Source organism: Collinsella sp. AF02-46-1, assembly GCF_003465825.1.
In the GTDB taxonomy this organism is placed as follows: Bacteria; Actinomycetota; Coriobacteriia; order Coriobacteriales; family Coriobacteriaceae; genus Collinsella.
This window is the reverse complement of sequence record NZ_QSBV01000009.1, coordinates 61366-81463: the sequence shown is the minus strand read 5'-3', so window position 1 is coordinate 81463 and position 20098 is coordinate 61366. Positions and strand designations below refer to the sequence as shown.

17 protein-coding genes and 1 tRNA gene are annotated in these 20098 nt (G+C 61.0%); 17 read left to right on the top strand and 1 reads right to left on the bottom strand.

Annotation, left to right across the window (positions count from 1 at the left end):
- Window positions 1-2: 2 nt before the first annotated feature.
- Entirely contained in the window at window positions 3-1025 is a 1023-nt protein-coding gene (aroF, locus tag DWV20_RS05225) for a 3-deoxy-7-phosphoheptulonate synthase (RefSeq protein WP_117583252.1), read from the bottom strand.
- A 204-nt stretch (window positions 1026-1229) separates the two neighbouring features.
- Here aroF and DWV20_RS05220 point away from each other — a divergent pair.
- The 17 genes from DWV20_RS05220 to nadD all read left to right on the top strand — a co-directional run bounded on the left by DWV20_RS05220 (window position 1230) and on the right by nadD (window position 20056).
- Window positions 1230-1306 (top strand) — tRNA-Arg (locus tag DWV20_RS05220).
- A gap of 76 nt (window positions 1307-1382) precedes the next feature.
- Complete coding sequence (locus DWV20_RS05215; protein WP_118256530.1) at window positions 1383-4103, top strand: HAD-IC family P-type ATPase; 2721 nt, start codon at window positions 1383-1385, stop codon at window positions 4101-4103.
- 158 nt (window positions 4104-4261) lie between these two features.
- Entirely contained in the window at window positions 4262-5404 is a 1143-nt protein-coding gene (locus tag DWV20_RS05210) for a zinc ribbon domain-containing protein (protein ID WP_158566318.1), read from the top strand.
- A gap of 107 nt (window positions 5405-5511) precedes the next feature.
- A complete protein-coding gene (locus tag DWV20_RS05205) occupies window positions 5512-6054 on the top strand; it encodes a peptidylprolyl isomerase (RefSeq protein ID WP_055249980.1) in 543 nt (180 codons plus the stop codon).
- 11 nt (window positions 6055-6065) lie between these two features.
- On the top strand, window positions 6066-7370 hold the full coding sequence (locus DWV20_RS05200) for a tetratricopeptide repeat protein (RefSeq protein ID WP_233539780.1): 1305 nt from the start codon (window positions 6066-6068) through the stop codon (window positions 7368-7370).
- 127 nt (window positions 7371-7497) lie between these two features.
- Window positions 7498-8529, top strand: coding sequence for a rod shape-determining protein (locus DWV20_RS05195; protein ID WP_006236061.1), 1032 nt, complete (start codon window positions 7498-7500; stop codon window positions 8527-8529).
- Between the two features lie 78 nt (window positions 8530-8607).
- A complete protein-coding gene (gene mreC / locus DWV20_RS05190; protein WP_117564242.1) occupies window positions 8608-9549 on the top strand; it encodes a rod shape-determining protein MreC in 942 nt (313 codons plus the stop codon).
- A gap of 11 nt (window positions 9550-9560) precedes the next feature.
- Entirely contained in the window at window positions 9561-10127 is a 567-nt protein-coding gene (locus DWV20_RS05185) for a hypothetical protein (protein ID WP_117583249.1), read from the top strand.
- 13 nt (window positions 10128-10140) lie between these two features.
- Window positions 10141-12210, top strand: coding sequence for a penicillin-binding protein 2 (gene mrdA / locus DWV20_RS05180; protein ID WP_117736660.1), 2070 nt, complete (start codon window positions 10141-10143; stop codon window positions 12208-12210).
- Window positions 12211-12219: 9 nt separating this feature from the next.
- The gene (locus DWV20_RS05175; RefSeq protein ID WP_099431830.1) at window positions 12220-13446 is read left to right on the top strand and encodes an FtsW/RodA/SpoVE family cell cycle protein; all 1227 of its coding nucleotides are present in this window, start codon (window positions 12220-12222) and stop codon (window positions 13444-13446) included.
- Window positions 13447-13464: 18 nt separating this feature from the next.
- The gene (locus tag DWV20_RS05170; RefSeq protein ID WP_117637228.1) at window positions 13465-14394 is read left to right on the top strand and encodes a YcjF family protein; all 930 of its coding nucleotides are present in this window, start codon (window positions 13465-13467) and stop codon (window positions 14392-14394) included.
- 10 nt (window positions 14395-14404) lie between these two features.
- Window positions 14405-16282, top strand: a complete 1878-nt coding sequence (locus DWV20_RS05165) for a TIGR03960 family B12-binding radical SAM protein (protein ID WP_118256528.1) — start codon at window positions 14405-14407, stop codon at window positions 16280-16282.
- A complete protein-coding gene (locus tag DWV20_RS05160; RefSeq protein ID WP_055249994.1) occupies window positions 16279-17091 on the top strand; it encodes a TIGR03936 family radical SAM-associated protein in 813 nt (270 codons plus the stop codon). The genes DWV20_RS05165 and DWV20_RS05160 overlap by 4 nt, the downstream gene beginning before the upstream one ends.
- A gap of 67 nt (window positions 17092-17158) precedes the next feature.
- Window positions 17159-17533, top strand: coding sequence for a 50S ribosomal protein L21 (gene rplU, locus DWV20_RS05155; protein ID WP_035138585.1), 375 nt, complete (start codon window positions 17159-17161; stop codon window positions 17531-17533).
- 33 nt (window positions 17534-17566) lie between these two features.
- Window positions 17567-17824 carry a 50S ribosomal protein L27 gene (rpmA, locus tag DWV20_RS05150; RefSeq protein ID WP_006236075.1) on the top strand — a complete coding sequence of 86 codons (258 nt, stop codon included), beginning with the start codon at window positions 17567-17569 and terminating at the stop codon, window positions 17822-17824.
- A gap of 84 nt (window positions 17825-17908) precedes the next feature.
- Entirely contained in the window at window positions 17909-19375 is a 1467-nt protein-coding gene (obgE, locus tag DWV20_RS05145; RefSeq protein ID WP_199581793.1) for a GTPase ObgE, read from the top strand.
- Between the two features lie 3 nt (window positions 19376-19378).
- Window positions 19379-20056: a nicotinate-nucleotide adenylyltransferase gene (gene nadD, locus DWV20_RS05140; RefSeq protein WP_118256526.1), complete on the top strand. Its 678-nt coding sequence runs from the start codon at window positions 19379-19381 to the stop codon at window positions 20054-20056.
- The last annotated feature ends 42 nt before the right edge of the window (window positions 20057-20098 follow it).

Sequence of the window (20098 nt, the reverse complement as noted above, 5' to 3'; positions counted from 1 at the left end):
GGCTACTCCATGGTCTCTTGGCAGACGACCTCGCGGATGGCGCGGATGCGGCGCATGGTGTCGTCGAACTGGTCGGGGGTGAGGGCCTGAGCGCCGTCGGACCAGGCGCGGCTCGGCTCGTCGTGGACCTCGATCTCCAGGCCGTTGGCGCCGCAGGCGGTCGCGGCAAGCGCCATGGGCTCAACGTAGCGGGTGTAGCCGGTGGCGTGGCTGGGGTCGGCGACGACGGGCAGGTGCGACAGGTGGTGCAGCACCGGCACGGCGTTGAGGTCGAATGTGTTGCGAGTGCGGGTCTCGAAGGTGCGGATGCCGCGCTCGCACAGGATGACGTTGTCGTTGCCCTCGCTCATGATGTACTCGGCGGCCATGAGCAGCTCATCGATCGTGCCGGACATGCCGCGCTTGAGCAGGACCGGGGTCTTGGTCTTGCCGACCTCTTTGAGCAGAGGGAAGTTCTGGGCGTTGCGGGCGCCAATCTGCATGACGTCGATCTTCTTGTCCAGGAAGACCTGCACGTCGCGCGGGTCCATGATCTCGGTGACGATCGGCATGCCGAGCTCGGCGGATGCCTCGCACAGCAGGTCCAGGCCGGCGGGGCCCATGCCCTGGTAGGCGTACGGGGACGTGCGGGGCTTGTAGGCGCCGCCGCGCAGCATCGTGGCGCCGGCGGCCTTCACGCGGCGGGCGATGCGGATGAGGTTCTCGCCCTCGACGGAGCACGGGCCGGCGATGACCTGGAACTGGTCGCCGCCTACATGTACGCCGTAGCCGCAGTCGATGACGGAGTCCTCGGGGTGGAACTTGCGGTTGGCGCGCTTGAACGGCTCGGAGACGCGCTGCACACGCTCGACGACGTCCATGGACTCGAGCAGGAACGGGTCGATCTTGGTCGTGTCGCCCACCAGGCCGATGATGGTCTCGTTCTCGCCGCGCGAGACGTCGGTCTTGAGTCCCTTTTTCTCGATCCAGCTGACGATGTGGCTGACGGCCTCGTCGCTGGCGCTCTGCTTTAAAATTGCAATCATGGTGTGCCTCTCACCTCGATGGATAGTCCTTGCAAAAACGGCCCGCATTGCGAGCCGTGTATATATGGTGCATGAGAGTTTATACTATCTGACTTGCTTTTGCCTTCTAAAGTGGGCCGTTGCACCGCGTCTTCCTCGGAATTGCAAAGCTTTTTCTTTTATTTTGATAGCCCGTGGTGCACTTGGGTATAATGCCAAACGTTGGCCCTATTAGCTCAGGGGATTAGAGCGTCTGCCTCCGGAGCAGAAGGCCGTTGGTTCGAATCCAACATGGGGCACCATCGAACGTAAGACCGTCCGAACCTCGCATGGTCCGGGCGGTTTTTCTTATACCGACGCGACGTGATGGGACGTGGTATGGCAGCAACGGATATCGAGCGCGGACTCTCGACCGCCGAGGTCGAGGAGCGCATCGCCGCCGGTAAGATCAACCGCAACATGGAGCTCAAGACCAAGTCGGTCAAAGAGCTCATCATCGAGAACCTCTGCACGCTGTTCAATTTGATCAACGTGATCTTGGCGTTCCTGGTCATTTTGACCGGTTCGTTTAAGAATCTGACGTTCCTGTTCGTGGTGTTCCTCAATACCGCCATTGGCGTCATTCAGTCCATGCGTTCCAAGAAGATGGTCGATAAGCTTACGCTGCTGACCTCCAAGAAGGCCATCGCGGTGCGCGACGGCTCCGAGGTGGAGCTCGACTTGGACCAGATCGTGCTCGATGACATCATCCGCCTGGGGCGCGGCGATCAGATTCCCGCTGACGCCGTGGTGGTTTCGGGCGAGGCACTCGTGAACGAGAGCCTGCTGACGGGCGAGAGCGACCTTATTAAGAAACAGCCCGGTTCCGAGCTCATGAGCGGCAGCTTTATCGACTCGGGCCTGCTGCGCGCCCGCGTGATCCATGTCGGCGCCGACAACTACGTGGCCAAAATTAATAACGAGGCCAAGTACGTCAAAAAGGTCAATTCCGAGATCATGAACGCGCTTAATGCCATCGTGCGCTTTGCGAGCATCATCATGATCCCGCTCGGTTTGGCGTTGTTTGCCTCGAGTGTGAGTGAGCTGTGGGATGCCGCGGGAACCCCGGGCGATAGCGCGCTTTCGTGGTGCTTCTCCGAGCTGTTGGCTGGTCATGTGCCTTCGTCGGCGCTGCTGTCCACGGTGGGCGCCCTGTTGGGCATGATCCCGCAAGGCCTGGTGCTGCTGACCTCGTCGGTGCTCGCCATCGCCACGGTGCGTCTGGCCCGCCGCAAGGTGCTGGCGCAGCAGCTCTACTGCATCGAGACGCTCGCGCGCGTCGACGTGCTGTGCCTGGACAAGACGGGCACCATCACGTCGGGCCGCATGGAGGTCGAGGGCACCTACCCGCTGCCTGTTGAGGGTGTTGGCTTTGGCGTGGACTCGGAGGAGGCGGCTGTTCCCGTCGATACCACAGTGCTCGATTTTGCGCTGGCTAACGTGGCGCGTGCGACTTCGGCCGATGCCAACGAGACCTGCCAGGCGCTGCTCAACTATTACGCTGATCGCCCGGTCGAGGTGTCTGAGCCGCTGTCGGTCATTCCGTTCTCGTCGTCTAAAAAATGGAGCGGCGCTTCTTTTGCGCAGGGCTCCTATGTGATGGGTGCGGCGCAGTTTGTGCTTTCGGAGCGTGTGTTTTCGCAGGTCGAGAACCGTGTCGCCGAGCTTGCCGATACCTGCCGCGTGCTCGTGGTGGCGCGCGTGGACGGCTTTACGCCCGATGGCGATATGGTGGGCGAGGCCGAGCCCGTGGGCTTTGTGACCATCCGCGACGAGATTCGTACCTCGGCGGCCGAGACCATCGGCTACTTTAACGAGCAGGGCGTGACCCTCAACGTGATCAGTGGTGACGACCCGCGTACGGTGTCGTCGATCGCGCGCGTGGTGGGCGTGCCGGGGGCGGACGCTTATGTGGACGCCACGACGCTCGATACGCCGGCAAAGCTCGATGCCGCAGTGGACCGCTACCATGTCTTTGGTCGTGTGACCCCGCAGCAGAAGCGCGAGCTCGTGCAGGCGCTCAAGCGCCGCCAGCACACCGTGGCCATGACGGGCGACGGCGTCAACGACGTGCTGGCGCTCAAGGAGGCCGACTGCTCCGTCGCCATGGCGGCTGGCTCCGATGCCGCGCGTAACGTGGCCGAGATCGTACTCGTCGACAACGACTTTGCCTCGATGCCCGCCGTGGTGGCCGAGGGCCGTCGCTCCATCAACAACCTGCAGCGGTCGGCCTCGCTGTTCCTGACCAAGACGCTGTTCTCGATGGGCCTGGCGGCGCTGTGCATCGCGCTGCCGCCGTACCCCTTCGAGCCCATCCAGATGACGCTCATTAACTTCTTCTGTATTGGCGCGCCGGGCTTTGTGTTGGGCCTGGAGCCCAACAATGCTCGCGTGAAGGGGTCGTTTTTGACGAACGTGCTCAAGCGGGCACTGCCGGCGTCGATTGCGGTCATTTTGGCTGCGGCGCTCGATATCTTTGTGGCGCGCGTGTTTGGCTTTAGCCAGCTCACGCTGTCTACGATGTGTCTGCTTACGTCGTGCGCGGCGAGCGTCAGCCTGATCTGGCGCATCTCGCAGCCTCTCACGCCCTTACGTGTGGTGCTCTTTGTGTTTGTAGTCGCCGGCATCCTGGTGGGCGTTATCGGATTTCCGGAGCTGCTGTCTATTGCCAACCTGTCGATGGGCCAGATGGTAATCTTGGCTGTCATCGTGGTCTTTACCTGCTCGGTGTTCTTTAAGCTCGCCACGATGATGGATTCGCTCAAGCCGCGTCGTCGTCATGCCGCAACTGGTTTTGGCCGCGGTGTGCGCGTCCACCTGGGTCGCGGTGGCGGCAAGGTGAGCTCGACGGGTTCGACGGCCGAGCGTTTTGCCAAGCGCGTCGCCGCCGACATGGCGCAGCGCCGCGAAGATCGCACCGCTCGCGAGGCCGAGGCCCGCGCACTCGAGGGCGTGGCCCAGGCCCAGCCCAAGAAAAAGAAGGGTAGCGGAGCCAAGCGCTCTCGCGTAACCAAGTCCGCCCAAGGCATCAAAGTCTCGATGCCCAAGAAAAAGAAGTAGTCCGCGGCCTTCAGGGATGATTCTTCTGGGACGGGGATTAAAAGATCATCCCCCAAAAGACTGTCCTGCGATGTTGAATTGGTGCCTTGCTCCAGTGGAGCCGTGGCGATGTTATGCTCTAACCTCGATTGTTTGAATTTCTTCGAAAAGAGGATGCCGTGATCTGCCCGCATTGCCTTAAGACTATCGAGGACGGCGCCTCGTTCTGCCCCTACTGCAACGCCTATGTGGGTCCGGGCGATGGTCCGGAGCACACCGAGTTCGTGTTCTGTGAGGGCTGCGGTGCCCGTCTTTCTCCGCATGATCGTACGTGCCCCAAATGCGGACGCCCCGCTCCGGGTATCCTCTCCGAGGACGCGGCCGCATCCGACCTGGCAGCGGGCCGCACGGCGGGCTTTCCGCGCCTAACGCAAGAGCAGATCGATACCGAGGTGCCGCATGCGCCGGCCTCTGCCGCTGCGGTGCTTTCGGACGCCGCCGACCCCAATGAGACCTGCGTGCTGCCGGCTTTCGATAAGGATTTCGGTATCCCCAAGGTCGATATTCCCACGCCCGTTTCCCTGCATGACGATGCTCAAAAACCCAAGCGCAAAGTGCACCCCGACGAGGATGCCTATCACAAGCACAAGCGTCATATTCCCAAGCCGCTTATCGTCATCGCGGTCCTTGCCGTCGTGTGCGGCGGTGCCTATTGGTTCGTGACGACCGATCCCATGGGTGTCATGCCTGGCTTCTACGACCAGTTTGGCCAGGCCGCGCAGACGACCTTCCCCACGCGCCAAAAGGGCGAGGCCACTGAGGACGATACCAAGCAGGACGATTCTGCCGAGGTGGTCCAGGAAGAAACCGTGCTCACCGATGATCAACTCTATACCAGGCTCGACGGTCTGTATCAGACCATCGTGTCCTACGCTGACGAGGACCAGATCGGCGAGGTCATCGATTCCTTTAACAACGGTTATCTCCGAACGCCGCTGTCCACCCGTCAGGAGCTGTCGCAGAGTGCCTACGCCCTGCGCGACCAGATCAAAAAGACGCAAGATGAGCTCAACAACCTGAAAGTACAGGACGATACGGTCTATGCGGACGACATCGCCCACTTAAAGCAGCTTGCCGAGTGGATGTATGAGCGCGTCGACGTGATCTGCCAGAGCTGGGATATCTCGCTGGCCATTCCCGATGGCGAGTCGATGAGTTCCCACCAAAGCGAGATCCTGGCGCCCATCGCGCAGGGCGGCAACAGCGCGCTGAACCAGTACGATGCCAATGTGGGTTCCTGGAAGCCGCAGCAGCGTTCCTAAAATTAGTTCGCCATAGTCGGCATAACCTACGTGCGCAATTGATGTAAACCCGTGCTTATTGCTACAATTCGTACAAATATGCTTTAAACGCACGAGGAAGGAACCACATGTTTGGTTTTAAGAAAGAGCTCTACACGCCCGAGTATCAGCTTGTCGGCGACGAGTGCGCCGTAATCGAGACGTCGAAGGGTACCATCAAGGTCAAGTTTGACGGCGAGGGCGCTCCCATTCATGTCGCGAACTTCTGCGAGCTTTCCACGATGGGCTTCTATGATGGCCTTAAGTTCCATCGCTATGTGCCCGGTTTTGTTATCCAGGGCGGCGACCCCAATACCCGCGACATGTCCGGCGCCGACGTCGCTGCCGGTCTTGAAGGCCCCGACGGTATGCCCGGTACCGGTGGCCCCGGCTACTGCATCAAGGGCGAGTTTGCCACCAATCCGCGCAACAGCCATGTCGATGGCGCCCTTGCCATGGCACGCTCCATGGACCCCGATTCCGCGGGTTCGCAGTTCTACTTCTGCCTGGGTGCCCAGCATAACCTCGATTCCGGTTACACCGTCTTTGGTACCACGGTCGAGGGTCTCGATGTGATTTCGCAGCTGCGTGCCGGCGACGAGATCGTCCATGTCGAGATCGTTCACGAGTAAAGGGGACTTCCTTGAATAGCCAGCTGATCCAACAGGGCCGCGCCGCTTACCGCGCGGGTGATTTTTCCGCTGCAGCCCAGATGCTTGGGGCGGCAAAGACTCCCGATGAGATTATGGGCGAGGCCGATCACCTTCGTGGCAACGCCTTGATGCACCTGGGCATGTATGCCGAGGCCGCCGAGGCCTATGCCGCCGCCCTCAACGACGGTACCTACGGCAAGCGCGGCGCGCTGCTCACCAACCGCGGCAAGGCGCTCGCCGCCGTGGGCGACTACACGACGGCCGCTCAGGCTTTCTCTGCCGCTACGCAGGATGCTTCCTATGCCACGCCGTTCAAGGCCTATCTGGGCCTGGGCAATGCGCTGTTCCAGTCGGGCGACTATGCCAACGCGGGAACCGCCTTCCGTCAGGCTGCCATCGACGGCGCCAATCCGGCTCCTGCCGCCGCACTCGGCGAGCTCGGTCGTTGCTTCATTAAGCTCGGCCGTCCGGCGGATGCCGTGGAGACTTACCGCACGGCTATCGACTTTGCCGGCCCCCGCGACGACACGCGTGCGCTCAACGCCGGCATGGGTCAGGCGCTTTCTGCCGCCGGCCGTCCCTCCGACGCACTCGACGCCTTTAATGCCGCTACTGCCGATGGCATCTACCAGCTCACCTCCGAGCAGGCCGATGAGCTTGCCCGCGTGCAGGATTCGCTTGCCGCGCTGTCTGCCCAGACGGCTATGGCCACGGCTCCGGCGCCCGCGATGGACGCTCCTGCCGTCGATCCGCTCGATCCTACGGGCGCGACCGGTCAGTTTATGCCTGATCCCTCGGACACCGGCTTCTTTACGCTGTCCGAGTCCGAGATGGTCCAGCAGGACCGTCAGGATCGTAAGCAGGCCAAGGTCCGTCGTCGCCATCGCCATACGGGTCTCAAAGTCTTCATCGTGCTGCTTCTGCTCATCGTGATCGCTGCCGGCGGTCTGGGCTTTGCCTACACGCGCGGCTTTGGCTTCCCGTCTCAGGAGTCTGTCGTTACCGATCTGTTCCAGGCTGCCGGCGACGGTGACGCCGCAAAGGCCGAGTCTTGCCTGGCCTCGAGCCTGTCCGAGGACGCTAAGTCGATGATCATCTCCTCGATTCCGCAGGGTGCCACCGTGTCCGTCGAGGGCATGGATCAGTCCATGACCGAGACGACCGCCAAGGTGAAGGCATCGCTGTCCAAGGGCGGCGAGCAGGAGTACACCGTCAAATTCGTGCGCTCCGACAACCATATCGGCTGGGCCGTTTCTTCGCTCGATATGGATTTCTCGGCTGCTGACAACCAGTAGTGACCTTATGGGATTTAGCTTTGCCCGGCGCTTCACCGCAAGTGAGGTGCCGGGCTTGCGCTAGTATGATGAGCTAGTAGTTTTCCAGCAATCATCCAACACATCAGGAGTTGCGTTGTTTTCTTTGATGGATATGTTCTTCGGTAGCTATGCGGGCGATCTTGCCATCGACCTCGGCACCGCAAATACGCTTGTCTCCGTGCGCGGCAAGGGCATCGTCATTCGCGAGCCCTCTGTTGTCGCCATCGACAAGAACGACGAGCGCATCTTGGCGGTCGGTATCGAGGCAAAGCGCATGCTCGGCCGTACGCCCGGCAACATCGTGGCCGTTCGTCCCCTGAAGGACGGCGTCATCGCCGACTTCGATGTTACCGAGGCCATGCTTCGCTACTTTATCGATAAGGCGTCCGAGAAGCGCTATCCGTGGACTCCGCGTCCGCGTGTTGTCGTCTGCGTTCCCTCCGGTGTCACGTCGGTTGAGAAGCGCGCTGTCTTTGAGGCCACGATCCAGGCCGGTGCCCGCCAGGCCTATCTGATCGAAGAGCCTATGGCAGCCGCTATCGGCGCCGACCTGCCCGTCGAGGAACCCACCGGCTCCATGGTCATCGACATCGGCGGCGGTACCACCGAGGTCGCCGTTATCGCTATGGGCGGCATCGTCGTCTCGCAGTCCATTCGTATTGCCGGCGACGAGTTCGATCAGGCCATCCTCACGCACGTTCGTGATGCCTACAACCTGGCCATCGGCGAGCGTACGGCAGAGGACATCAAGATCAAGGTCGGTTCCGCCGTGCCGCTCAAGGACGAGCTCGACGTTGAGGTCAACGGCCGCGACGTGATCACCGGTCTGCCCAAGACCGTGCGCATCGAGAGCGAGGAGATTCGTCGCGCGCTCAACAAGCCGCTCGACGAGATGGCCAAGGCCGTCAAGGACGCACTCGACGCTACGCCTCCCGATCTTGCCTCGGACCTTATGTACTACGGCATTTTGCTGACCGGTGGCGGCGCGCTGCTGCGCGGTCTCGACGTGCGCCTGCGCGATGAGACCGGTGTTTCGGTCAACGTTAGCCCCACGGCGCTCGATAACGTCGTTAACGGCTGTGCCCGCGTGCTCGAGGCCAATGCGTTTGATGGCGGCTTCGTCCAGACCAATGCTTAATTTCCAAAAGGTGGATTCCATTTGGCACGATCTTCGGGTTTCTCCACAAATCTGAATACCAAGCGACAATCAACGGGTATGCGCCCGTTGATTGTTTTCAGCCTGATTTCGGTGTTGCTGCTCACGTTTTACATCCGCGAGGGCGAGGCAGGACCGATTCATGCCGTGCGCTCGGGCGTGACGACGATTACCTCGCCGGTGCGCTTTGTGGGCTCGGCTGTGGCGGCTCCCTTCAATGCGATCGGTAACGTGTTCTCTAACCTTACGGCGTCGCAGGACACGCTTGACGAGCTTAAGAAGCAAAACGAGGAACTGACCTCTAAGGTTGCCGAGCTCTCCGAGGCTCAAAAGACCGCCGAGCGACTGGAGGGGCTGGTCGGCCTGCAGTCGACCTACAACCTCAAATCAACCGCAGCTCGTATCGTCGGCGCTTCGGGCGATGCCTGGACCTCGACCGTCACCATCGATAAGGGTTCTGCCGACGGTCTTACCATCAACATGCCTGTGACGAGTTCTGCCGGTGTCATAGGCCAGATTATTGAGGTCTCGGCCAAGACGTCCACCGTGCGCCTGATTGGCGATGAGAACTCGGGCGTGTCCGCTATGGTGCAGGACACGCGCGCCCAGGGCATGCTGCAGGGTCAGGCTGACGGCACGCTGCGTCTTGAGTACGTGAGCGTCGATTCCGACGTTAAGGTTGGCGACATCATCGTGACCTCGGGCATTGGCGGTGTGTTCCCCAAGGGTCTACCGCTCGGCACCGTCTCGTCTGTTGAGAAATCGGCTAACGACGTGTACTACACCATTGTGGTGCGCGCCCAGACGACGGCCGAGAACAACGAGGAAGTGCTGGTCATTACCTCGCTGACCGACGAACAGTCGGCCTCGGATGAGGACGTGAACACGGCCAACAGCACGCCGCAGGGAACGTCGCGCGATGCTGCGACCAAGACGAAGGACGAGAGCCCGGATGACAGTTCCGACACGTCCGAGACGACCGATTCCGGCTCGAGCGAATAGGGGGCATGTCCATGGATCTACACGAGCAGGGGATGAGCTCCCGCACGTTTGTAATCGCCGCCATTGTGTGCGTGCTGCTGCAGGCAGGCCTGGCACCGCAGATCTCCATTGCGGGCGGTCGCGTCAACTTTATGATTATCCTGGTGTGCCTAAGCGTGTTCTCGGGCGACCCGACCCGTGCCGTCGTGTGCGGTTTTTGCAGCGGCTTGTTCTATGACCTTTCCGCTGCCGTGCCGGTGGGCGTTATGTCGCTCCTGCTGACCGTGGGTTCTTTTGCCCTGGTGCATAGCGCTGCCGGTCAGACGGGCGGTGCCCCGAGTGCGCGCGGCATCACGGTGGGCGCCTTCGCGTTCGTCATTAATGTGATCTACAGCATCATCTTGCTGTTTATGGGTTTGGAGACGAGCTTTGTCGTGGCGATCTTCGGCCATGCGCTGCCGTCTTCGATCCTGACGGGTCTGGTTGCCATTCCGTTTTTGATGTCCGGCGTCGTGCCGCAGTCCGGTTATGGATTCTCCGCACGTGGCGGACGCCAGACGGGCATGCGCTTTAAGCCCAAGACCCGTAAGCTCAAATAGGGGAGGCTCGTAGATGTCTTCCCAGATGACGGTTATTATCGCCGGTATCGTGCTGGTTGTGGCCATCGTGGTCGCACTGGTCATTATGCGTCGCGGCGATTCTCGTTTTACCTACGATACGCAGCATGGGACGGCCCCGCGCGCCACCGAGGGCGAGGGCAATACCGCGGCGACCGCCTTTAAGGGCCGCTTCTCCATCCTCACCACGGGTGTGGGCGCGATGTTCGCGGCGCTTGCCGTCAAGCTGTGGGGCATGCAGATGGTCTCGTCGGACTATTACGAAAAGCAGGCTAATAGCAATCAGACGCGCACCGTTACCACACCCGCTGTGCGCGGCCGCATCCTCGACCGCAATGGCGTGGCGCTTGTCCAGAACCGTCCCTCACTTGCTGTCGTGGCCTACCGCGACCTTGCCGAGGATGAGGTTCTGGTTCGCCATCTTGCCAACGTGCTCGGTATGCCCTACGTGGCGGTGCTGCGCAATATTCAGGACAATTCCGAGGGCGCTCAGAGCCTGCATACCATCGCGACGGACGTCCGTCGCTCCACGGTTGCCTATATTCAGGAGCACGCCGGCGAGTTCCCGGGCGTCAAGATTGCCGAGCGTACCGAGCGCCAGTATCCATATGGCGAGACGGCATGCCATATCTTGGGCTATACCGGCACCATTACCTCCGAGCAGCTCGAGGCCCAGAATAAGAAAACCTCTGGTGATGATGATGCTTCTGCTGGCCGGATTACGTACCAGTCGGGCGATATCGTGGGCCAGGCGGGTGTTGAGAGCTACTACGAAAACCTGCTGCAGGGTATTCGTGGCGAGCAGACCGTCAAGGTCGATGCCTCGGGCAATGTGACCGGTCAGGCCGGCGCCGTGCCCGCCAAGGCCGGCTCCGACATTAAGCTCACGCTCGATCTTAAGATCCAACAGGCCTGTGAGACGGCGCTGGCGAGCGCCATCGAGCTTGCCAAGACCACTGGCTACAGCAATGCCGGCAACGGCGCTGTGGTGTGTCTCGATCCCAACAATGGCGAGATCCTGGGCATGGCGAGCGAGCCCAAGTTCGATCCGTCCGTCTTTATCGGCGGCGTCTCAAATGACGTGTGGACCGAGCTCAATGATGACAAGGGTTCGCACCCGCTGCTCAACCGCGCCATTAGCGGACAGTACATGTCGGCCTCGACCATCAAGCCGCTCTCGGCACTGGCCGGTCTTGAGTTTGGAACCTACACTTCAACACAGACAACCAACTGCACGGGCTATTGGACGGGCTTGGGCAAGGCTTGGGGCAAGCGCTGCTGGTTGACGTCTGGCCACGGCACCATGACGCTGCAGTCGGGTATCGCCAACTCGTGCGACCCCGTCTTCTACGACATGGGCAAGGCGTTCTTTTATGACGAGCAACATTCCGAGGGGCTGCAGGAGGTCTTTCGTCGCTGGGGCCTAGGCAAGACCTGCGGTATCGATCTGCCGAGTGAGGGCGCGGGCCGTATTCCCGATGCCGAGTGGAAAGAGTCGTACTTTACCGACGCCTCTGCCGAAGACCGCAAGTGGAATGCCGGCGATATGACCAACATCGCCATCGGCCAGGGCGACATTTTGGTGACGCCTCTGCAGATGGCATGCGCCTACATGGGCCTTGCCAACGGCGGCAAACAGTACGTGCCTCACGTGTTTTTGTCTGCCGTGTCGCGCGATGGCGACGGCGATGCCTATAAGTACAACGGCAAGGGCAAGAAGAAGCGCCTGGAGGCCAAGATCAACAGCGATTCGGATTTGGCTCTTGTTCGCAACGGCATGCACGACGTGATTTACACGGCATCGACGTCCTTGGCGGCTCACTTTGGCACCCTGACGCCGCAGGTGTACGGCAAGTCGGGCACGGGCGAGAAAAGCGGCGAGGACGAATACGCGTGGTTTTGCGCCTATGCGCCGGCCGATGATCCCAAGTATGTCATCGCTACTGTCCTGGAGCAGGGCGGCGGTGGCTCAGATACCGCGATGCATGTCGTGCGCGATGTGCTCGGCGTGATTTATGACGAGCCCGATACCTCTTCGGCCTCGGGCGATTCTTCGGTTCGATAGGAGGTTGCGATGGATTTTTCTCCGGCGGATCTGTTCCGTTCAACCAAGACCGGCTCTCGCAGCAGCCTGGACCGTGTCAACAAGCAACTTTCGGCCTCGCGCGGCACGTTTCGCCAAAAGGTGCATATCGGTGTGCTCGTGGCCACAGTGGCGCTCGTCGCCTACGGTGCCATCATTATCTGGTCGGCTTCGCAGTTTAAGGCCGATGCTTCGTTCTCACGCCATCTGCTGGGAATTGGTATCGGGGCGTTGCTGGCGGTGCTGGTCTGGCGTACCGACCTGCGCGGTATTTCCAATTTCTCGACGGCGTTGCTCGTCATCGACCTGATCGTGATCTTCTCGCCCAAGATTCCGGGTCTGTCCTATACGGGCGGTCTGGGCATGACGGGCTGGATCAAGATTCCCGGTATCGGCTTGACATTCCAGCCGGTCGAGCTTGCCAAGCTCATCACCATCTTCTTTATTGCCACGCTTGGCTCGCAGTATAACGGCCGCATCGATACCGTTCGCGACTACGTCAAGCTCTGCGGCATGCTGTCCATCCCGTTTTTGGCCGTCGTCGCCATGGGCGACCTGGGCTCGGGCCTGGTCGTGCTGGTCTCGGGCGCCATCGTCATCTGCATGAGCGGTGCGCGCCGCGAATGGGTGCTGTCGACCCTGGCCCTGCTCGTGGGCCTGGTAGCCCTCGTCCTGGCGCTCGATTCGGTCTTTGATTCGTTGCTCGGCCACGATGTGCTCATCAAGCAGTATCAGATGAACCGCCTGACGGTCTTTATCGACCCCGATAATGCCGATTCGGACGATGCCTACAACCTGCAGCAGTCGCTTATCGCCGTTGGCTCGGGTGGCTTCTTTGGTAAGGGTTTGGGCCATGCGACGCAGTCGGCCGGCGGCTTTCTGCCCGAGTTCCACACTGACTTCGTCTTCGCCTTCCTGTCCGAGACCTTTGGCTTTTGCGGTTCCTTTTTGCTCCTATGCCTCTACGTGCTGCTGATCTTTTCGACGATTCGCGTCGCCTTTAAGTGTGAGTCGCTGTTCTTGCGCCTATCGTGTGTGGGCATCGTTGGCATGTGGGCGTTCCAGACCTTCGAAAACATCGGCATGTGCATTGGCATGATGCCGATTACCGGTATTCCGCTACCGTTTATTAGCTTCGGTTCGTCTTCGATGATGATTCAGCTGCTGACGGTGGGTATCGTACAATCCATATGGCGGCATCGTTCGGGCGCCGCGTAACCGCTGGAGGGGTTTGCTATGAAAATTCCCGTAGATAAGCTGACCCGCGCTTTTAAGATGGGCGCGTCCGTTAAGAAGGATTCCGATACGCCGGTGCGCGTCTCGGTCTATTTGGATTCGTCCGCCTCGCGCTTTCTGGCCGAGACGGTGCGTGACGCCTTTGTGCCGCAGACGACCTCGGGCATTGTGCGCGTCGAGCGTCTGGGGGAGGAGCGAATTGCTCCAAAGACCGATACCGATGTGGTACTGGTGCTCTCGTGCGGTTCCGACCGCTTGGAGAGTGCCGTGCAGGAGCTCGTGATCGCCGGCGCACCCGTGTGCGTGCTTGCCGAGTCAGCTGTGGAGGTGCCGTTTATCGAGGAGTCCACGCCCATGCTCGGCGTGGTGGCGGCAACCGATAAGACGTATCTGCTCGAGACGCTTGCCCGCTGGATTCTCGATCGCACCGAAAAGGAAACGGCTTTTGCGGCGAACTTTGCCTTCATGCGCATCGCGGCGGCCAATCGTATCATCACCTCGTGCGCGCTCACTAATATGGCGACCGGTGCGCTGGTGTTTTTGCCGGGCGCCGATTATCCCGTTATGGCGCTGGCGCAGGTGGGCATGCTCTTTGAGCTCGCTGCCGTCTTTGGACGCGGCATTAAGCCTGAGCGCGGCTACGAGGTCGCGGGCGTGCTTGTCGGCGGTCTTGTGATCCGCGCGGTCACCCGCGCGCTCGTCAAGCAGACGCCGCATATTGGGTTTGCCGTCAAGGCGCTCACTGCTGCCGCGGGCACCTATGGCATGGGCCGTGCGCTCGTTTCGCTCTACGAACGCGATGTCGACTACAGCCGTGCCAACGAGGTGGTTACTGCCACGTTCTCCCGCGTTCGCGATCTGGTGACCACGGTCGCGGGCGCTACCCGTCCTATGGCGTCCTATCAGGACGCATCAGATCTCGCTGCTTAGGGGTTTTCCGTTGCGCGTTCCGTACCAAGATTGTTTTCATTTAATTGAGCCGTTGCTCGCCAAGGTCGAAAAGCCGAGTCGCTATATCGATCACGAGTGGGGCACGCTTTCCAAGGCCGATGCCGACTACCGTTGCTGCCTGATCTACCCGGATGTGTACGAGGTTGGTCTGCCCAACCAGGGTATCGCCATCCTCTACAACATCCTTAACCAGGCCGAGGGCATCTCCTGCGAGCGTGGCTATGTGCCGTGGCCCGATATGGGTGACGCTATGCGCGAGGCAGGCATTCCGCTGCTCTCGCTCGAGGGTGCAGCGCCGGTCGCTTCGTTTGATATCGTCGGCCTGCATGTGCCGCACGAGATGGCGGTGACGAACTTCCTTGAGGCACTCGACCTCGCTGGCATTCCGCTGTTAGCGGCCGACCGAGGTGAAGACGACCCCATCATCATCGCCGGCGGCCCCTCGGTGTACAACCCCGAGCCGTACGCGGCCTTCTTCGATGCCATCCTCATCGGCGAGGGCGAGGAATCGCTGCTCGAGACCTGCCAGCTGCATCGCCGCCTGCGCGACGAAGGAGTCCCGCGCGCGCAGATTGTTGAGCAGCTTGCATCCATTGCCGGCAACTACGTGCCGTCGCTCTATGAGGTTCGTCACGATGAGCCCTGCTCGCCGCATGGCTACACCGTGCCGCGTGAGGGCAAGGATGCTCCGGTCGTGGTCTACAAGCGCGTCGTCGAGGATTTCGGCGCCACGAATCCGCTGTCGCAGTCGTGTGTACCCTATGCGCAGCTGGTCCACGACCGCCTGTCTATCGAGATCCTGCGTGGCTGCGCTCGCGGCTGTCGTTTTTGCCAGGCCGGCATGACGTATCGCCCGGTGCGCGAGCGCTCGGCCGACCAGATCGTCTCGTCGGTGATTCAGGGTCTGGAAAAGACCGGCTATGACGAGGTGTCGCTGACCTCGCTCTCCACGACCGACCACTCCTGCATTCGCGACGTGCTCGGCAGGCTCAACCGTCGCCTGGAGGATACGGGTATTCGCGTGTCTATTCCGTCGCAGCGCCTGGATTCGTTTGGCGTGGATATGGCCGAGTCGGTCGCCGGCGAAAAGAAGGGCGGCCTGACGTTCGCACCCGAGGCCGGCAGCCAGCGCATGCGCGACATCATTAACAAGAACGTGACCGAGGAGGACCTGGACCGTGCGGCCACGGCGGCCTTCGAGGCCGGCTGGAACCGCATGAAGCTCTACTTTATGATGGGCCTTCCCGGCGAGCGCGACGAGGACATCGTGGCCATCGCCAATCTGGCCGATCACGTGCTGGAGCTCGGTCGTTCCGTGGTGCCCAAGGCTCGTCGCGGCTCGATCTCGGTGTCGATCTCGGTCTCGGTCTTTATTCCCAAGGCTGCCACGCCGTTCCAGTGGTGCCCGCAGCTCGACTACGACGACGTCAAGCGTCGCCAGAAGCTGCTTATCACGAGCGTTCGCAACCGTGCCGTCCGCGTGCATTACCACGATGCCGAGACCTCGCTCATCGAGGCCGCGCTCTCCCGCGCCGGTCGTGACATGACGCCCGTCATCATCGATGCTTGGCGCGCTGGCTCTCGCTTTGACGCCTGGGTAGAGCATTTCTCGCTCGATAACTGGAAGGAGGCTGCTGCCAAAAACGGCATCGACCTCAATGAGCTCGTGCACCTGCCCTACGAGTTGGACTGGCGCCTGCCGTGGGAGCACGTGAGCCCCGGCTGCACGCGCGGCTTCCTCGAGCGCGAGTACCGTCGCTCGCTCGAGGGCGTCACGACTCCCGACTGCACCCGCACGTCGTGCACCGGCTGCGGAATCTGCCCCACGCTCCACGCCAAGAATGTATTGATGGGTGATCGCGCATGAGTGAGCGCCTGACCGACAACCCCACGCTCTTTAGGCTTCGTGTTCGCTATGGCAAGCGCGATCGCCTTAAGTACCTGGGCCATCTCGAAGTAATCCATACCATTGAGCGCATCGTGCGCCGTGCGGGACTTCCCTATGCCGTCACGCAGGGCTTCTCTCCGCACATGCGAGTGGGCTTCTCTTCGGCGCTACCGGTGGGTACGTCGTCGATCTGCGAGTGGTATGACCTGTTTATGACCGAGTTCGTGGCGCTCGACGAGGCGTTTGGGCGCCTGGCTGCGGCGTCTCCGGCCGATCTGGCGCCCATCGAGGCGGCGTATATCGACGTGCGCACGCCGGCGTTGACGGCGCAACTCACGCGTCTGTCGTATCGCATCGACCTGCACTTGGATCCCGAGGCGCCCGTAAGCACCGACGAGGTGCGTCGTGCGATCGACACGCTGCGCGCGGACCATGGCATCGACTACGCGCGCGGCAAAAAAAGCAAGCGCTTGGATTTGGATCACACGCTCGTGGGCTATGAGCTCACGGCGGGGGAGCGCCCGGACCATTTGGTGCTCATGCTCGACACCCATGCCGATAACGAGGGCTCCATGCGTCCGGAAATTTTGCTTTCTGCAGCTGATGTTTTGTTGCAGGGCTTGACCCCGGGCGTGGATGCACCTATTGTTTCCACCGGTATGCAAGACCTCGTGACCATCTGCTCCTACGATGTCGAGCGTCAGAATCAAGCATGCGAGGACGACGAGGGCCGACTCGTCAGCCCCATACCTGTGCGAACTTGTGGATTTGCTCCACATACTCGTTGACGGGGGTATTTTCGCCTGCTACTATATTCGGCTGTTGCACTAACTGATGCATGAAGGGCAAGTAAACATGTACGCAATCGTTAACACGGGCGGCAAGCAGTACAAGGTCGCCACCGACGATGTCATCACCGTCGAGAAGATCGAGGGCAATGAGGGCGACAAGGTCACCCTGCCGGTCATCTTCCTCAACGATGGTAAGAAGATCGTCACCGATCCCGACAAGCTGGCCAAGGCCAAGGTTACCGCTCAGATCGTTGAGCAGTTCAAGGGCGAGAAGCAGCTGGTCTTCAAGTTCCACAAGCGTAAGCGCTATCGTCGTCTGAAGGGTCACCGTCAGCAGCTCACCAAGCTGAAGATCGTGAAGGTCCAGGCTACGTCCCGCGCCAAGAAGGCTGTCAAGGCAGAGGCCGAGGCTGTTGCCGAGGCTCCCGTCGCCGAGTAGATTACACTCGTAACGAAAGAGTAGGTATACACAATGGCACACAAAAAAGGACTCGGTTCCTCCCGTAATGGCCGTGACTCCCGCGGTCAGCGCCTTGGCACGAAGCGCTATGCCGGCCAGACGGTAACCACGGGCACGATTCTCGTCCGTCAGCACGGCACTCACATCCACCCGGGTGAGAACGTTGGCCGTGGCAAGGACGACACGCTGTTCGCGCTGGTCGACGGTACCGTTGAGTTCCACAAGGGTATCAAGCACAGGGTCAGCGTACGCCCGCTCGCGAACGCGTAATTCACCCTTCATAGAGCACATATGTGGGAGGCACTTGAGTTTTAGGATTCAAGGGTCTCCCTCTTTTTGTAGGAGGCGATTCTGTTGTCACAGTTCACCGATATCAGCCGCATTAACGTGTGCGGCGGCGACGGCGGAGCCGGATGCATGTCGTTTAGGCGCGAGGCATTTGTCCCCAAGGGCGGCCCCGATGGCGGCGACGGCGGTCGTGGCGGCAATGTCGTCATCCAGGCCGATGCTCAGCTGTCTTCGCTGATCGATTACCGCTTTAAGCATCACTTCCGCGCCGAGCGCGGCACGCACGGCCAGGGCGCTCGTCGCAATGGCAAGAGCGGCGAGGACCTGATCCTGAAGGTTCCCATGGGCACCGTGGTACGCGAGCTCGATCCCGAGACGCAGACCCCGATGTTCGAGATTGCCGATCTTGTGCACGACGGCGAGCGCGTTGTCGTGGCGCCCGGTGGCGCCGGCGGCCTGGGCAACACGCACTTTGTGACGTCGGTGCGCCGCGCGCCCGCGTTCGCTCAGCTGGGCGAACCGGCCGAGGAGCACTGGATTGAGCTCGAGATGAAGCTTATGGCCGATGCCGCACTCGTGGGCTTTCCCTCGGTGGGCAAGTCCTCGCTTATCGCGCGTATGAGTGCCGCCCGCCCCAAGATTGCTGACTACCCGTTTACCACGCTCGTGCCCAATCTGGGTATGGTGCGTGCCGGCGAATATTCTTACGTCGTTGCCGACGTCCCCGGTCTTATCGAAGGCGCGAGCGAGGGTAAGGGCCTGGGTCACCAGTTCTTACGCCACATCGAGCGTACGGCCCTGATCATGCACGTCGTCGACATGACGGGTGGTTTTGAGGATCGCGATCCGGTCGAGGATTACCACATCATCAATCGCGAGCTCGAGCAGTATGGCGCCGAGCTTTCGGAGCGTCCGCAGATCGTCGTCGCCAACAAGTGCGATGCGCCGGGTACGGCCGACAAGATTGCCGACCTCAAGCGCGCTGCGCTCGACGATGGACATATGTTCTTTGCCGTATCTGCTGTGACGGGCGCCGGTCTCAATACGCTGATGCTTGCCGTGGGCGAGCAGGTGGCTAAGCTTCGCGCCGAGCTGGCGGTTTCCGATGAGCCGGTCGATCTTCGCGACGAGGAGTGGGAGCGCCGCCGTCTGCAGCGCGAGAAGCGGTTCCGCATTGTCCAGGAGGAGCCCGGTGCCTTCCGTGTGGTTGGTCGTGCCATCGAGCGCATGGTCATCCAGACCGACTGGGAAAACGAGGAAGCCGTCATTTACCTGCAGCATAAGTTTGCGCGTATGGGTGTTGACGACGCGCTCGAGAAGGCCGGTTGCCGTGCGGGCGACGAGGTCCGCATTTGCCAGCGTGCCTTTGACTTTGAGGGCGCTGAGGACTTCTCGGAGTACGAGGAGCTCGAAGACGCTGGCGAGGACGTTGCCGTTGAGGCCATTGACGTGGCCGATGCTGCGGATGAGGGCGTCGAGGTTGTCGATGCGGCGGATGCCGCGGACGATGCCGTGACCTCGGAGGGCGAGTAGGCCATGTCGCTGCGCGGTGGAATCGGTTTGCCCGAGCTGCCCATAAAAGTGGGCAAAGAGTTTCGGCTTGGCATTATGGGCGGCACCTTCGACCCGATTCATTACGGGCACCTGGTGACTGCCGAGCAGGCACGCGAGTCGCTCGACTTGGACGCTGTGCTCTTTATGCCGGCGGGCTCTCCCGCCTTTAAGCTTGACAAGCCGGTGACGCCTGCCGAGGACCGTTATGCCATGACTGTCCTCGCCACCGCCGCGAACCCGGCCTTTTTGGCGAGCCGGTTCGAGATTGACCGTCCGGGCGTAACCTATACGGCCGATACGCTTCATGCCCTTCGCGACTTTTACCCGCCGCAGGTAAAGCTCTACTTTATTACGGGCGCCGACGCGATTATCGATATTGTGACCTGGCATGATGCCGAGCGAATCGCTGAGCTTGCTACCTTTATTGCGGCGACGCGACCGGGTTTTGATATCGATACGGCTCGTGCCCGAATCAAAGAGTCGGGGCTGCCGTTCGATGTGCGCTATATTCAGATTCCGGCGCTGGCGATCAGCTCGACGAACATTCGTAAGCGAGTTGCCCGCGGCATGAGCGTGCGCTATCTTACGAGCGAGTCTGTGCTCGGCTACATTCGCAAGCGCAGTTTGTATGTCGATCTGGGTCAAGAAGATTTTGAGTGATGGGGGCTACGTTGCCGGTAGAGGATCAGTTTGAGGGCGATG